At 71.5% G+C, this 14000-nt stretch carries 15 protein-coding genes; 9 read left to right on the forward strand and 6 right to left on the reverse strand.

Annotated features, from left to right (window positions below; translation table 11 throughout):
• Positions 1-417: TetR-like C-terminal domain-containing protein (locus AB0B89_RS12510; RefSeq protein WP_358551564.1), on the forward strand; the 417-nt coding region annotated here is incomplete at its 5' end.
• Positions 418-588: 171 nt separating this feature from the next.
• Here AB0B89_RS12510 and AB0B89_RS12515 read toward each other — a convergent pair.
• Entirely contained in the window at positions 589-1416 is an 828-nt protein-coding gene (locus AB0B89_RS12515) for an alpha/beta fold hydrolase (RefSeq protein ID WP_358551566.1), read from the reverse strand.
• Positions 1417-1555: 139 nt separating this feature from the next.
• Between AB0B89_RS12515 and AB0B89_RS12520 the strand changes: the two genes are divergently transcribed.
• Both AB0B89_RS12520 and AB0B89_RS12525 read left to right on the forward strand, forming a co-directional pair.
• The gene (locus AB0B89_RS12520) at positions 1556-2272 is read left to right on the forward strand and encodes a VIT1/CCC1 transporter family protein (protein WP_358551568.1); all 717 of its coding nucleotides are present in this window, start codon (positions 1556-1558) and stop codon (positions 2270-2272) included.
• 156 nt (positions 2273-2428) lie between these two features.
• On the forward strand, positions 2429-3328 hold the full coding sequence (locus AB0B89_RS12525; protein WP_358551644.1) for a hypothetical protein: 900 nt from the start codon (positions 2429-2431) through the stop codon (positions 3326-3328).
• An 86-nt stretch (positions 3329-3414) separates the two neighbouring features.
• On the opposite strand, the gene AB0B89_RS12530 is transcribed toward AB0B89_RS12525, so the two are convergent.
• Together AB0B89_RS12530 and AB0B89_RS12535 are read right to left on the reverse strand one after the other, a co-directional pair.
• The gene (locus AB0B89_RS12530; protein WP_358551570.1) at positions 3415-4404 is read right to left on the reverse strand and encodes a sulfotransferase; all 990 of its coding nucleotides are present in this window, start codon (positions 4402-4404) and stop codon (positions 3415-3417) included.
• Between the two features lie 125 nt (positions 4405-4529).
• Positions 4530-5516: a cation diffusion facilitator family transporter gene (locus tag AB0B89_RS12535; RefSeq protein WP_358551572.1), complete on the reverse strand. Its 987-nt coding sequence runs from the start codon at positions 5514-5516 to the stop codon at positions 4530-4532.
• Positions 5517-5555: 39 nt separating this feature from the next.
• On the opposite strand from AB0B89_RS12535, the gene AB0B89_RS12540 reads away from it, so the two are divergent.
• Positions 5556-6110, forward strand: coding sequence for a metalloregulator ArsR/SmtB family transcription factor (locus AB0B89_RS12540; RefSeq protein WP_358551574.1), 555 nt, complete (start codon positions 5556-5558; stop codon positions 6108-6110).
• A 3-nt stretch (positions 6111-6113) separates the two neighbouring features.
• Here the strand turns inward: AB0B89_RS12540 and AB0B89_RS12545 are convergent, their stop codons facing one another.
• Together AB0B89_RS12545 and AB0B89_RS12550 are read right to left on the reverse strand one after the other, a co-directional pair.
• The gene (locus AB0B89_RS12545) at positions 6114-6983 is read right to left on the reverse strand and encodes an isocitrate lyase/phosphoenolpyruvate mutase family protein (RefSeq protein ID WP_358551576.1); all 870 of its coding nucleotides are present in this window, start codon (positions 6981-6983) and stop codon (positions 6114-6116) included.
• A gap of 427 nt (positions 6984-7410) precedes the next feature.
• Positions 7411-8370, reverse strand: coding sequence for a YafY family protein (locus tag AB0B89_RS12550; RefSeq protein WP_358551578.1), 960 nt, complete (start codon positions 8368-8370; stop codon positions 7411-7413).
• Positions 8371-8433: 63 nt separating this feature from the next.
• Here AB0B89_RS12550 and AB0B89_RS12555 point away from each other — a divergent pair, with 63 nt between their 5' ends.
• Complete coding sequence (locus AB0B89_RS12555; RefSeq protein ID WP_358551580.1) at positions 8434-9582, forward strand: winged helix DNA-binding domain-containing protein; 1149 nt, start codon at positions 8434-8436, stop codon at positions 9580-9582.
• On the opposite strand, the gene AB0B89_RS12560 is transcribed toward AB0B89_RS12555, so the two are convergent.
• Positions 9465-9986: a nuclear transport factor 2 family protein gene (locus tag AB0B89_RS12560; RefSeq protein WP_358551582.1), complete on the reverse strand. Its 522-nt coding sequence runs from the start codon at positions 9984-9986 to the stop codon at positions 9465-9467. The two genes, AB0B89_RS12555 and AB0B89_RS12560, sit on opposite strands and share 118 nt — an antisense overlap.
• 264 nt (positions 9987-10250) lie before the next feature.
• On the opposite strand from AB0B89_RS12560, the gene AB0B89_RS12565 reads away from it, so the two are divergent.
• The 4 genes from AB0B89_RS12565 to AB0B89_RS12580 all read left to right on the forward strand — a co-directional run bounded on the left by AB0B89_RS12565 (position 10251) and on the right by AB0B89_RS12580 (position 13889).
• Positions 10251-11480: a leucine-rich repeat domain-containing protein gene (locus tag AB0B89_RS12565; RefSeq protein WP_358551584.1), complete on the forward strand. Its 1230-nt coding sequence runs from the start codon at positions 10251-10253 to the stop codon at positions 11478-11480.
• Positions 11481-11667: 187 nt separating this feature from the next.
• On the forward strand, positions 11668-12126 hold the full coding sequence (locus tag AB0B89_RS12570; RefSeq protein ID WP_358551586.1) for an ATP-binding protein: 459 nt from the start codon (positions 11668-11670) through the stop codon (positions 12124-12126).
• A gap of 348 nt (positions 12127-12474) precedes the next feature.
• Positions 12475-12837, forward strand: coding sequence for an STAS domain-containing protein (locus tag AB0B89_RS12575; protein WP_358551588.1), 363 nt, complete (start codon positions 12475-12477; stop codon positions 12835-12837).
• Entirely contained in the window at positions 12834-13889 is a 1056-nt protein-coding gene (locus AB0B89_RS12580; protein WP_358551590.1) for a DUF6183 family protein, read from the forward strand. The genes AB0B89_RS12575 and AB0B89_RS12580 overlap by 4 nt, the downstream gene beginning before the upstream one ends.
• Positions 13890-14000: the final 111 nt, after the last annotated feature.

Raw genomic sequence — 14000 nt, forward strand, 5'->3', positions numbered from 1 at the left:
GCGATGGGAGTCGCCTACCGCGCCTGGGCGCTGTCCCAGCCCCAGCGCTACCTGCTGCTCTTCGGCTCCCCGCTCCCCGGCTACACCGCTCCGCCCGACACCCTGCTGCGGGCACGAGCGGCCCTAGGGCCCTTCCTGAGCGTCTTCGAGGGCGGACGGCCGAGACCGGCGGTGGCGCCGGTGGTCCAGCAGATGGAGGCCTGGGAGCGACGCGATCCGCGGGTCGCCGGCTGGGTGGCGGAGTACGCGGCGGGTGGCGACGGGTGCGCGGTCGCCGGAGCCGTGATGGCCTGGACGCGCATGCATGGCGTGATCAGCCTGGAGGTCGAGGGCCAGTTCACCGGTATGGGACACGACCCGCGCGCCCTCCTCGACGCCGAGGTCGACACCCTCGCCGAGACGTTCGGCCTCGGCTGACCGCTCCGGGCGAACCACCTTCGCGGTGAACGCGGTCGAACTCGGGTCCTGGGACCGGCCGGTCCGCGTGGTCAGAGGTTCGGTGCGTAGGTCGGGCCCCGCACTTCGTGCCGCCCCTCCGCGCTCCCTGGTCCCGGTCTCCGGGTGCCGAGGGGCGCGGAGCGCGTCCCTTCACCCGCCGTGGGCGGCCGTGCGGGCGACGGCGGCGAGGAGGCCCCGCAGGGCGCTGTCGAACTCCACCTGTCGCTCCAGGTTCGGCATGTGCGCGGCTCCGTCGACCACGGTGAGCGTCGCCCCGGGGATGCGCGTGCTCATGAACTCCGCGTCGGCCACCGGGGTGAACTCATCGTCCCCTCCGACGACGATCAGCGCGGGCACCGTGATCTCCGAAAGCAGACCACTGTAGTCGGGACGCTCGGCACGGCCGCGCAGCGCCGCCGCGGCGCCCTCCGAGGGCGCCGAGCTCATCATTCGGAGCACGTGCGCGGCCACATCGGGCAGCGCCTCGACGTTGTGCGGGGCCACCATCTTCGTCAGCACCTCCTCGGCGTAGGGGCGCATGCCCTCGCGAAGGAGCCGGTCGGCCTGAGCGGCGCGCAGCTTCCTGCCCTCAGCGGTCTCGGCCTGGGCGAAGGTGTCGGCGAGCAGCAGCCCCCGCACCCGGCGGGGGAACAGGCGGCAGAACTCCATCACGATCTGGCCGCCCATCGACAGGCCCCCGATCACCACCTCTTCCAGCCCCAGATGATCGAGCAGCGCGGCGATGTCACGCGCGAAGGTCTCCAGCGGGGTCTTCCCGGGGACCACGGTGCTCTCGCCGTAACCCCGCAGGTCCGGCGCGATCACCCGCAGGTCCGGGCCGGCGAGGGCGGCGACCTGCGGCGCCCACATCGAACGGTCGAACGGGTGGCCGTGGACCAGCACCAGCGGCTCGCCCCGGCCCCGGTCGTCGTACCCGACGGTGATCCCGTTCACCGAGGCCCTGCTCACAACGTCCACTTCCTCCCCCGTCGACGCTCTCGCACGGCGATGCTAGATCGGGAAGGCCGCTCAGTACACTATCAACATCACTCTGGTCGCCTCCTGGCCGCTCGTCTCACGGGCGCTCGTCCTGGGCCCGGCCTGAAAGGAGTCGCCGATGACCTCCGCTTTCCTGCACCCCGCCGAGGTCCATCACAGCCACAGGGACGTGACGGGCGGCTGGCTTCGACCGGCGGTGTTCGGCGTCATGGACGGGCTGGTGTCGAACGCCTCGCTCATCGCCGGTGTGATGGGCAGCGGTGCGAGCATCTCGGCCGTCGCGATCGCCGGGCTGGCCGGGCTGGCCGCCGGGGCGTTCTCCATGGCCACCGGCGAGTACACCTCCGTACGGTCGCAGACCGAGATGATCCTGGCCGAGATCGCGGTCGAACGCAGGGAGATCGCCAGGAACCCCGAGGCGGAGGAGCGGGAGCTGGCGCTGCTGTACGAGTCCCGCGGCCTCACGCCCAAGCTGGCCCGCGACGTCGCCCGCCAGCTGCACGCCCATGACGAGGTCGCCTGGCGGGTCCACGCCCGCGAGGAGCTCGGCGTCGACCCCGACGACCTGCCCTCGCCGTGGGTGGCGGCCGGATCGTCGTTCCTGGCCTTCGCGCTGGGAGCCCTCATCCCCCTGCTGCCGTTCCTCCTCGGCTTCGGCTCGGTGCTCGCGGCGGCGGCGCTCACGGCGGCCGGGCTGTTCGGCACCGGAGCGCTCGTCGCGCGGCTCACCCGCCGGTCCGCGGTGTTCGGCGGCGCCAGGCAGCTGCTGCTCGGCGCGACGGCCGCCGCCGTGACGTACGAGATCGGTCACCTCGTGGGCGCGATCATCTCCTGACGCCCCGAGGCCGGAGGCGTAGCAAGCTCTGCTCGGCCGAGCGGATCCTGATCCGCCCGAGAGTAGGGGGGAGAGATCAGGGGGTGCTAAAACGGCCCCCGACCGGCCGGCCTTTCGGCATCGAGGCTGATTGTTGTCTATTGTTTCGACGTGCCGATGAACGAGAACGACTTCCAGGTCGCCATGCCGCCGCTCCAGCCGGACCGCTCGGTGCTGGTCGTGGCGCCCCCGGAAGACGCACCGGGCTTCTGGGCGGGCGCGCCGAGCTCCGTGCTCAGCGATGGCGTGATCTACCTCGCCTACCGCCTTCGCCGGCCGATCGGCGAGGGACGCGGCTACGCCATCGTCGTCGCGCGGTCCGGCGACGGCGAGCGCTTCGAGACGATCTACACGCTGGGCCGCGACGAGGTCGACACCGAGTCCCTGGAGCGGCCCGCCCTCGTACGCACCCCTGAGGGCAGGTGGCGCCTGTACATCAGCTGCGCCACCCACAACACCAAGCACTGGCGGGTCGAGGTGCTCGAAGCCGACGACCCGTCGCGGTTCGACGCCGCCCGGCGCAGGGTCGTGCTGCCCGGCGACCCCAAGACCGGGGTGAAGGACCCCGTGATCGTGCACCATGACGGCGTCTGGCACCTGTGGGCCTCATGTCACCCGCTGGCGGACGTGGGCGAGGAGGACCAGATGGTCACCGACTACGCCACCAGCGCCGACGGCCTTGAGTGGACCTGGCACGGCACCGCCCTCAGCGGGCGGGCGGGCTGCTGGGACTCGCGCGGCACCCGGGTCACCGCGGTCGTCCGCACCGGCGACACGGTCCTCGCCGCCTACGACGGGCGGGCCAGCGCCGCGGAGAACTATGAGGAGCGCACGGGGCTCGCCTCCGGGGCCGACTACTCGACCCTGACGCCCGTGGGCACCGAGCCGGTCGCGCGGTCACCCTACGGCGGGCTGCGCTACCTCGACGTCCTCGACCTGCCCGGCGGCGGCCGGCGCGTGTACTACGAGCTCACCAGGCAGGACGGCGCCCACGAGCTGCGCACCGAGCTCCACTGACCCGTTACGTTCCGTCCCGTGCCTGCCAGACCTGGCGGGCAACGGCGCCAGGACGCGCGGCAGGTCACCTACTCTGGGAGGCGCGTTCAGGGGAGGCGCGGGCGGCCGTTGCGGGCCTGTCGCTGGCCTGCGGGCCTGTCCCCCATGAGCCCGCCCGACTTGTCGCGGGGTCCGAGCCAGTCGCCGAACTCCTCCCCGGTCACCCGCTCCAGCAGGGCGATGTCGTCCTCGAACCTCGGGATGAGAGCCTGACGCTCCTCCCAGCTCAGCGGGCGGCGCGGGCGTCCCCTGTCCTGGAGCGCCTTTTCGAGGGGTTCGGTCAGGCGCGCGGCCAGCGAACCCGGCAGGTGGTGTCCCACCGTCGCGCCCGCCCGGAGCACGCGTGACAGCGCCTGGTGGCGCAGCGTCGGATCGGGATGCGCCGTGACGTTCTCGCGAGGCACCTCGGTGATCAGGCCCTCCTCCACACCGAGGAACGCGCAGATGCGATCGAGCGTTGCCACGGGCTCGTCGACCAGCTCACGGTAGCGGAACAGCAGCACGTTCTCCCGGGGGAACAGCCCGAAGAGGTGCCGCAACTGCTCGCCGTACCGGCCGAGGCCGACGTAGTGCCAGAAGGCCGACCAGCCCGCGGCGACGCGGCGAGCCTCCTCGGCGCAGGCCCGTACGACGTCGCCGACGGGTTCGAGCCCCGCCGACCACAGGTGCGTCCAGTTCGAGTGCGCGCGCTCGACCGGGTCACGCAGGATGACGATCAGCTTGGCGTGCGGGAGCAGCGCCTGGATGCGGCGCTGGGCGTCGCGGTCGTACAGGTAGAACGGGGTGGACTCCCCCTTCAGCGCCCCCTCGGGAGCCTCGTCGAACAGCGCCTCGTACTCCGGCCGGCGCCAGACGTGCTCCTTGAAGGTCAGCGCGTCCCCGGGGCCGCCCCGCACCGGTGGCGGCCCGTCGCTGAGGAAGAACTTGGGCTCCTTGACCGCTGACATGAACAAGGAGGGGTGTCGTGCAAGCGCCGCGTGCAGGGCCGTGGTCCCCGTCTTTGGCGCTCCGATCACCAGGAAATCCGGTAGAGCCATCCGATCTCCTCGGCACAGGCGACATCAGCGTGCATTATACCTACTCAATACGTAGGAAATGCAGGCTTTACCCTCCTGTGCCCGTGTCCTGGTGGACGATGCCAGGGCGTCCGATCCGGAGACCGTCAGGCCGGGCTGGGCTCGCGGTGGCCGGTAAGGGAGGCGTGGTGGTCGGCGCCGCGCGGACCGTCAGGGTCGGCGTGCACCGTGGCCGCGCGCAGGCGGGACACCTGGTGGATGAGCCGGTGTTCGGCCTCCACGGCCACCGCGTGCGCCTCGATGAGGGACAGGCGGTGGTCGACCGCGATCTCGACCTCGGCACGCAGCACATGGCCGACCCAGCGCATCCGCACCGACCCCACCCGCCGCACGCCGGGGGTGGCGGCGAGGACCGCCTCGACCTGGTCCAGCAGGGCGGGGTCGACCGCGTCCATCAGCCGGTGGTAGATCTCGCGGGCCGCGTCCCGCAGCACCAGGCAGATCGCCACCGTGATCAGCAGGCCGATGATCGGGTCGGCGATCGGGAACCCGAGCGCCGCCCCGCCCGCTCCGAGGAGCACGGCCAGGGAGGTGAACCCGTCGGTACGGGCGTGCAGGCCGTCGGCCACCAGAGCGGCCGAGCCGATCTCGCGGCCGACTCTGATCCGATAGCGGGCCACCCACTCGTTGCCCGCGAACCCGATCAGACCCGCCGCGGCGACCCAGCCGAGCGCGTGGACATCCTTCGGCGTGACCAGCCGTCCGACCGCCTCGTATCCGGCGAAGACCGCGGAAGCGGCGATGATGCCCACGATGACCAGCCCCGCCAGATCCTCCGCCTTGCCGTACCCGTAGGTGAAGCGGCGGGTCGCCACGCGCCGCCCGAGCCAGAAGGCGATGGCCAGCGGGATCGCGGTCAGGGCGTCGGCGAAGTTGTGCAGCGTGTCGCCCAGCAGGGCCACCGACCCTGAGAACGCCACCACCACCGCCTGGGCGAAGGCGGTGACGACCAGCACCACGAAGGACACGCCGAGGACCCGCATCCCCCGGCTGCTGGACTCCAGCGCCGTGTCGGTCCTGTCGGCACTGTCGTGGCTGTGCGGGGTCAGGATGTGCGCCACACGCGCCCTCAACCCGGCACCCTTCCCCCGCCGAACCCGCACCCCGTGCCCATGGCCATGCCCGTTCCCGTGCCCGTGGTCCTGGTCATGGTGCTCGTGGTCGTGCCCGTCACCATGGTCGTGGGCACGGCCCTGATCCGGGTCGTGACCGTGGGGGTCTTCGAGGGACGACGATTCGGACCGCTCCTGGTAAGACATGGCTGCCTCGCTTGCGGACGTTGGCGCTTGCGGGGAGTATATGTAGCCATGTACGCACGCGACAACGAATCAGGTGCGCATCCGTTGCAGGAGCAACCCACCACCACACAGGTGGAGACGGCCGTCGAGGCCTTCCGCATGCTCAGCGACGGGACGCGGCTGCGGCTGATGTGGCTGCTCGCCTCGGGTGAGTACGACGTCTCCTCGCTGGCAGGCGCCATCGGCGTGGCGCGGCCCTCGGTGTCGCAGCACCTGGCCAAGCTGCGCCTCGCCGGGCTGGTCGACGCCCGCAGGCACGGCCGCCGCGTCCTGTATCGCGCCCGCGACGCCCATGTCCGCCGCCTGATCGCCGAAGCGCTCTTCCACGCCGACCACGAGGTGTCCGGTATCCCCCGCCACGACACCTGACCGCTACCTGGCCCCTCGTTCTCCCCTGAACACCGACCTCGCCGGCCGGGCGGAGGCGGGGGACGGGGCGTCGAAGGCGGAGGCCAGGGCCTGGGTCTGGGCGTAGGAGGGAAGTCCCGCCGGGACCACGTCGTCGTTCGCGACGGCCCAGGCGAGTTCCACGGCGTTGTGCACGGCCGCCCTGAAGAGCAGGGAGCCGCAGCTGACGCGCCGTACCCCGAGGGCCGCGAGCCGCCGGAAGGAGGCGCCGCCCGGCGTGAACAGGATGTTCAGCGGGGCGTCCAGGCCGCAGGCCAGCGTGGTGATCACTCGCTCGTCGTCCAAGCCGGGGACGAAGATGCCGTCGGCCCCCGCCTGGAGGTACGCCTCGGCCCTGTCCATGGTGGTCCGAGGGGATGGCGGGTCGCCGCCTCCCAGCCAGTAGGTGTCGGTCCTGGCGTTGACGAACAGCCCCGGCACGGCCTGCTTGATCGCGGTGATCAGCGCGCACTGGCGGCCTGGTGGGGTCAGGGTGCCGTCGGCGCGCCCGTCCTCGATGTTCACTCCCGCGACCCCGGCCTCGGCCAGTCCGGCCGCGAGCGCCGCCACCCGCCCGGGGTCGTCGCTGAAACCGCCCTCGATGTCCACGCTGATCAGTGCGGGCAGCCGGGCGAGGCCTTCGGCCAGCCGCACGGTCTCCTCCCGGGTGGCCGCTTCCCCGTCGGGCTTCCCGGCCGCCGCCGCCACGCCGAGGCTGGTGGTGCCGATGGCGGTGAACCCCCGAGCCATCAGGGCGGAGGCGGAGGCGTGATCCCACGCGTTGGGCAGGAACAGGGGCCGCTCCCCGTGATGCAGGGCACGGAACCTCGCGAATCGATCGATCGCCACGTTCATCGGCGCTGGACCTCCAGTCGTACGGGGATGCGCGGGGCGGCTTCTCGCCGCCGGAGCGGCCCGGGAGCCGGGGGCACGGTGGAGCACGGGTCGGCCAAGACGGCACACACCCCGGCATGACTGACGACCGTGATGCCGTCATCCGAAGAAGGCTCCATGCTTTCGACGCTAGGACCCCATCGTTTCGACGGGCGCCGAAACATCCGCCCTCACCACGAACCCAACCCAGGTGCGGCGGCCCACGGCCACCCGGGTCGGCGCGGCGGCGGGCCAGGCGCACAACGCCGCCCACAGCCCCGGCCACGCCTACGAGCTCGGCCTCCAGCGCGTCCTGGACGGCCTCGGCGTCCTCATCGGCCGGCGCCGCGGCCAGGGACGACGGAGGCCACGTCCCCGTGACCCCGCCGGCCGTACGGTTCTGGCGGGGTCACTCCGTGGCGCGGGCGTATCGCGCCGAGAGTTCGCGCAGGTGGGCGACCAGCTCGGGCGGATCGGTGACGGTGAAGTCGCAGCCGAGCATCCCAAGGTGGACCGCAAGTGTCTCCACGGTGTCGGCCCCGGTGTCCAGCACGCACGTGTCCTCGTCGACCGCTTCCACCGTCCCGACGGCGGGGTTGATCCGCGCCGCGACCACCTCGGCCGGAGCCCGCACGAGGACCCTGGCCCTGTGGCGCCACGCCGCCGCCGAGACCCGCCGCGACACGTACGCCGCGACGTCGCCGCCGGGCGGCTCGCGCGGGGCGAAGCGGGGGCCGGTGGGCGTGCGCGGTTCCATCCGGTCGACCCGGAACGAACGCCAGTTTTCGCGGCCGGTGTCCCACGCGACGAGGTACCAGCGGCGTCCCCAGTTCACCACGCGGCAGGGCTCGACCACGCGCAGGGTGGCCGTGCCGCCGTGGTCGCGATAATCGAAACGCAGCCGCTCGTGGTCGCGGCAGGCCGCCGTGAGCAGGGTCAGCACCGAGGGATCCACCGTGGGCCCGGTACGGTCGGCCGGGACCCTCACCGTGTAGGCCTGCAGGGCGTTGACCCGGCGGCGCAGTCGTGAGGGCAGCACCTGCTCCAGTTTGGCCAGGGCGCGCAGGGAGGTCTCCTCGATTCCCGCGATCGCGCCGCTCGCCACGGTGCGCAGCCCCACGGTGACCGCGACGGCCTCCTCGTCGTCCAGCAGCAGCGGCGGCAGCGCCGACCCCGCGCCGAGCCGGTAGCCGCCCACCGAGCCACGGGTGGCGTTCACCGGGTAGCCGAGGCCGCGCAGCCGCTCGACGTCGTTGCGCACCGTGCGGGTGCTCACGCCGAGCCGTTCTGACAGCTCGGACCCGGTCCAGTCGCGGGGGGTCTGCAGCAGTGACAGCAGGCGGAGCAGCCGCGCCGAGGTTTCCAGCATGACCGGCATCCTGCCAGCCCATTAGGAAGCTCCTCGTCCTAATGGGTATCTAGTGTCGAGGGCATGGCAGACACCCAGACCCGGCGCCGCCCCGTGACGACCTCGTCCCCGGCCCCGGCGCTCAGCCGCAGGGCGCTCAACCGCGCGACGCTGGAGCGGCAGATGCTGCTCAGCCGCTCGGCCAGGTCGGTGACCGAGGCCGTCGAGCACCTGGCCGGCATGCAGGCCCAGACGCCGCACACCTGGTACACCGGCCTGTGGACCCGCCTCGCCGGGTTCCGTCCCGAGCACGCGGCCGACCTGCTCACCGGCCGGGGCCTGGTGCGCATCCCGCTCATGCGCTCGACGATCCACCTGGTCAGCGCGGCCGACTGCCTGGAGCTCCGGCCGGTCGTCCAGCCGGTCATGGAGCGCGGCCTGAACGCGAACTTCGGCAGGGATCTGGCCGGAGTCGACCGGGAGGAGCTGGCCGCGGCGGGCCGGGCGCTGGTCGAGGAACGCCCGCTGACGTTCGGGGCGCTCGGGAGGCTGCTCGCCGAGCGGTGGCCCGGCCGCGCCCCGGGCTCGCTCGCGCAGGCCATGCGTGCCTGGGTGCCGCTGGTGCAGGTGCCGCCGCGCGGGGTGTGGGGGCGCGGCGGCCCGATCGCCCACACCACCGCCGAATCGTGGCTCAGTGCGAGCGTCACCGCGGAGCCGTCGCCGCGCCGCATGGTCCTGCGCTATCTGGCCGCGTACGGGCCCGCGACGGTGATGGACATCCAGACGTGGTCCGGGCTGACCCGGCTGCGTGAGGTGGTCGAGCCGCTCCGGCCTGAGCTGCTCACCTTCCGCGACGACCAGGGACGGGAGCTCTTCGACCTGCCGGACGCCCCTCGCCCCGACCCGGACACCCCCGCGCCGCCGAGGTTCCTCTACGACTTCGACAACCTGCTGCTGTCGCACGCCGACCGTGGCCGGGTGATCACCGAGGACTACCACCGGCAGGCGTACGGCCCGCACGGTCCCGTACCGCGGCTGGTGTTGGTCGACGGCTTCACCCGGGGCGACTGGAAGATCACCGGTCAGCGGGGCGCGGCCGTGCTGACCATCCGCCCCTACGGCCCCCTGTCCGGTCCGGACGCCGCGGCGGTGACCGGGGAGGGCGCCCGCCTGCTGCGGTTCGCCGCCCCCGGCGCCGAGTCCCACGACGTCCGGCTACAGCCCGCCCCCTGACCAGCCCTGTCGCGCGGGGGGTGAGGCGGGAGGTTCAGGGGGGTGGGCACCTTGTCGAGGAACCCGTGGACGTCGCGCAGGTGGCCGTCCTCGGTGAGCACCGCCACGTCGAAGCCGTCCACGAGCGACTCGGCGCCGGCGGCCGGGGCCAGCTGCCAGGTGAAGCGGACCAGGTTGTGGTGGGCGTCGACCAGCCCTCCCGGGCGGAACACGAACCCCGGGAACTGGTTCTGAACGGCCGCGATCGTGGCGTCGATCTCCTGACGCCCCTCCGCCGCCGCCAGCGGGTCGACGTAGGTGCCGCCCTCGGCCCACAGCCGGTCCACGGCCGCGCGGCGCGCGGCCGGGTCGGTCTCGTTCCAGGTCGCGATGTACTGGTTCACAAGCTCGTTGACGTCGCTCATCGTCGTACTCCTGCGGAAATCGCCGGAACGGACCGGCGTCATCGGTGGGATGGACCGGGGCGAACCGCCCCATGCCTCAACGATGGCGGCACCGGACGCGGAAATCGATTACGCCCCAGGTAACGGGGCCACTCGGCGAGCGCCTGGCCGGAGTCGACTCAGCGATCCACAAGTGGGTTCCCAGCGAAGATCCATAGCCTCATTCCCGGCCCTCGCGCCCGAAGCGACCGGGCAGGCATCCGAGCGACGAAAAGGAGAGCGATCTTGACGGAGACCGGGAACGACCCGATGACCGTTGACGAGCGGATCGACAGGTGCCGGAGAGAGGGATCGACCACACTGGACCTGTCCGGACTCGGCCTGGACACGGTGCCGGAATCGCTCGGCGACCTCACCCACCTGACCATTCTCTTCCTCCACGACAACCGGCTGACCGCTCTGCCCGAGTGGCTGGAGAACCTCACCGCGCTCACCGGCCTCTACGCGAGTGACAACCAGTTGACCGTCCTGCCCGAGTCGGTGGGCAACCTCGTCAACCTCACCACGCTAACCCTGTGGAAGAACCGGCTGACCGCCGTGCCTGAGTCACTGGGCAACCTCACCGAGCTCACCAAGCTCTCCCTGCATGGCAACCGGTTGACCGTTCTGCCCGAGTGTCTGGGGAACCTCGTCAACCTCACCAAGCTCTACGCGAGTGACAACCAGTTGACCGTTCTGCCCGAGTCACTGGGGAACCTCACCACCCTCACCGAGCTCGCCCTGGGCGACAACCGGCTGACCGCTCTGCCTGAGTCAGTGGGCAACCTCACCGCCCTCACCGAGCTCTCCCTGCATGGCAACCGGTTGGCCGTTCTGCCCGAGTGTCTGGGGAACCTCGTCAACCTCACCGAGCTCGCCCTGGGCGACAACCGGCTGACCGCTCTGCCCGAGTCCGTGGGCAACCTCGTCAACCTCACCACGCTCACCCTGTGGAAGAACCGGCTGACCGCCCTGCCTGAGTCAGTGGGGAACCTCACCGAGCTCACCGAGCTCTCCCTGGACGGTAATCGGTTGGCCGTTCTGCCTGAGTCAGTGGGCAACCTCACCGCCCTCACCGAGCTCTCCCTGAACGATAACCGGCTGACCGCCCTGCCTGAGTCACTGGGCAACCTCACCGCCCTCACCGAGCTCTCCCTGAACGGTAACCGGTTGGCCGTTCTGCCTGAGTCGATGGGCAACCTCACCGAGCTCACCAAGCTCGCCCTGTGGAAGAACCGGCTGACCGCCCTGCCTGAATCACTGGGCAACCTCACATCCCTCACCGACCTCTACCTGGGCTGTAACCAGTTGACCTTTTTGCCCGAGTGGCTGGGGAACCTCACCGCGCTCACCGAGCTCGGTGTGCGCGAAAACCCGCTGGTTGATCTGCCTGCGTGGTTGGGCGACCTTCCCGCCCTCAGCGATGGCACCAGGACCTTACTGAGTGCCTTCTATGAGGAGCGTTGGGGTTGGTGAATTCCACCGGCCTCACCTGGCCACCTATGCCAGCTTCGGCCCGTTTCTGCCGTATACCGGTGGGACCCGTTGTGGACCTCCGTGGGCACGCGCGGGGGCCGGGTGAAGGGCACTCTCGTGCAATGGATGAGGTTGTATGGGGTGGCCGGGGCGTGAGCAATGCCCCGTAGGCGTTATGGTCATCGCGGTGGCGAGTCTTGCCAGGGTGGACGACGAGCGGCGTGGGAGGGTGCCGGTGGATGGCAGTGGGCGTGTTTCCGCGTACTGGCCGATCACCGATGATCTGAGTGTGTTGCGGGGGCTGGTGCGGAACTATGCCGGGGATGCCGGGCTGTCCGGTGTCCGCCTGCAAGATCTGGTGCTGGCAGTGAACGAGGCCGCCGCGAACGTGCTCGACCACGCCGACGGCGAGGGAGACGTCCAGGCCTGGCACGACGAGCGGTTCGTCACGGTGGAGGTGCGCGACTGCCTCGGGCACCTGGTCCCCGCGCACGCCGACGCGGGCAATCCGGGCGTGGCGACCTTACGCGGCCGTGGCCTGTGGCTCATGCGGCAGCTCTGTGACGAAGTCAAGATCACCAGGGACGCGCAGGGGTCGGCGGTGCTGTTGCGGCAGGCGCTCGGCGACGTCCCCGCGTACGACTGAGCCGCGCCGATGACCAAGGAGCGCATCGGTGAAGTGCCTCGACCACGTGGCAGGGGCACCGCGGGACGCGGCACCATGGCGCCGCGTCGAATCCCCCATGGCCTTCGTGCGCGACCGGACGCGGGAGCAGGCGACGTGGGACCCCCTCGAAATCCCCATGGCCTCCGGGCGTGGTCACTCGCACGAGATCGACCATGAGTGGGCAGGCACGCGCTTCGCATATCGTCACCGACTGGAACATCCGCTGCCGGGAATCGGCCCGGGTCTGAGCGGTGACGCGGCGGTGCGCGGTGTCGTGCGCCCGCCATCCCCCACCAGACCCGCGACCGCCTCGTGAATAGGCCACCTATGAACTTCACCGTGCACATCGACACCGGGACCGGCGACTCCGGCCCCTCCGAGGTGCGCACCCTGGTGCTCACCGGAGAACTGGATCACGGCAGCGCCCCCCACCTGCAACGGGCTCTGGAGGACGCCTACGCCGAGCGCTGCCGCCATCTGGTGATCGACGTCACCGGCCTGGCCTTCTGCGACTCGACGGGAATCAGCGTCTTCCTCGGCGCCCGCCGGGCCATGACCGCCCGCGAGGGGACCGTCTCGCTGGCCGGCCTCAACCCGCGCATCGAGAGGATCTTCCGGCTCACCGGGCTGGCCCGCGCCTTCCCCACCTATGCCACGGCCGAGCAGGCCCGGGCCGCCGTCACGGCATGACCTCGCACGAGATCACGAGCGGACTGCACGATCCGGCCCTGTCGCGCGTCCCGGGCGACCCCGGCGCGCTGGCCGAGCTGGTGCGCGGGCAGTACGGCGGCGACCAATACGGCGTCGACCGGCAGCGCGGACAGATCCGTGACCTGGCCGCGCTGCTGGCGGAGCGGCGGCAGGTCCACCACCTGCTTCCCCTGCTGGAGCACGTGCCCGCCGAGCCGGACGCGTGGGCGGAGCTGATCGCCTGCCTGACGCAGGAACTGGTGGTACGCCGCGTCAACCTGACCCGGGTGCCCGCGGCGGCGCGGTGCGCGGCGGCCCTGCGGGAGCTGGGCCATCCTCTGGCCGACCTGCCCCTGAAACGCACCCGGGCAGAGCGCTGGATGAACAGGACCTGCCTCGATCCCGGCTCGGCGCCTTACCGCGGGCTCCCCGCCCCCGAGCACCCGGAGATCACGCGGCTCCTCCCGGGCCCTGCCGATCCGGAAGGCCCTGCGGCCAGGGGAGACGGGGAGCGCCCCACCCCGCTGTGGGACGCCTGGGCCGAGAGCGGAGGGTCTGCGGGCCGGGTCGTGAGCACCCGCGAGGACGAGCGGAACATCACCGCCGCGCTGGAGCACTGGAGCTCGCCGGGGGAGGAGGCGAGGATCATCGAGCTACCCCGGTGTTTCGACCTCCAGGAACTGCTGCCCCTGGGGGTGAACACCTTCCTCTCAGGCACCTTCCGCGCCCATACCGCGCTGACCGGCGTGCGGGTCAGCCTTGACGGGGTGGTGGACGAGCTCTTCACCAAGGCCTACTGCGACGCCAGCTGGAACCGAGGGCTCCGCGCCGGGTACGGCAGGCTGCGGGCCTGGCAGTCGGTCGCGGGCCTCGTGCGCGCCGCCGCCGGGTCGTCGGTCCACCGCGTCAACGAGCTTGCCGCCCGGTGGCGATGGATGGCGTTCGGGACCACCAGGCGGCAGCCGTACTGGGTGTACCAGGGGCTCGCGATCGGCGCGCTCAGCCCGCGCGGAAACGTGCTGAGCCTGCTGATCTCCCACGACACCGACTAGAAGATCGATTCCACGCTCGGTGATCGTGGATGTGCGCGGCCACCGAGGCGGTGCGGAACCGGCGGCCTCGCGTATGCGGGGATCGCCGGTTCGACGGGTCCGAACCTGGTG

It is taken from the genome of Sphaerisporangium sp. NPDC049002, from assembly GCF_040649355.1.
Classification (GTDB): Bacteria; Actinomycetota; Actinomycetes; order Streptosporangiales; family Streptosporangiaceae; genus Sphaerisporangium.

What these genes read in the sequence shown, in the direction of transcription:
- AB0B89_RS12580 (WP_358551590.1), top strand. Translation starts at nt 12,834, where the DNA reads ATGACCTCGCACGAGATCACGAGCGGACTGCACGATCCGGCCCTGTCG.
- AB0B89_RS12525 (WP_358551644.1), top strand. Translation starts at nt 2,429, where the DNA reads ATGAACGAGAACGACTTCCAGGTCGCCATGCCGCCGCTCCAGCCGGAC.
- AB0B89_RS12530 (WP_358551570.1), bottom strand. Translation starts at nt 4,404, where the DNA reads ATGGCTCTACCGGATTTCCTGGTGATCGGAGCGCCAAAGACGGGGACC.
- AB0B89_RS12550 (WP_358551578.1), bottom strand. Translation starts at nt 8,370, where the DNA reads ATGCTGGAAACCTCGGCGCGGCTGCTCCGCCTGCTGTCACTGCTGCAG.
- AB0B89_RS12555 (WP_358551580.1), top strand. Translation starts at nt 8,434, where the DNA reads ATGGCAGACACCCAGACCCGGCGCCGCCCCGTGACGACCTCGTCCCCG.
- AB0B89_RS12560 (WP_358551582.1), bottom strand. Translation starts at nt 9,986, where the DNA reads ATGAGCGACGTCAACGAGCTTGTGAACCAGTACATCGCGACCTGGAAC.
- AB0B89_RS12575 (WP_358551588.1), top strand. Translation starts at nt 12,475, where the DNA reads ATGAACTTCACCGTGCACATCGACACCGGGACCGGCGACTCCGGCCCC.
- AB0B89_RS12540 (WP_358551574.1), top strand. Translation starts at nt 5,556, where the DNA reads ATGGCCATGCCCGTTCCCGTGCCCGTGGTCCTGGTCATGGTGCTCGTG.
- AB0B89_RS12545 (WP_358551576.1), bottom strand. Translation starts at nt 6,983, where the DNA reads ATGAACGTGGCGATCGATCGATTCGCGAGGTTCCGTGCCCTGCATCAC.
- AB0B89_RS12520 (WP_358551568.1), top strand. Translation starts at nt 1,556, where the DNA reads ATGACCTCCGCTTTCCTGCACCCCGCCGAGGTCCATCACAGCCACAGG.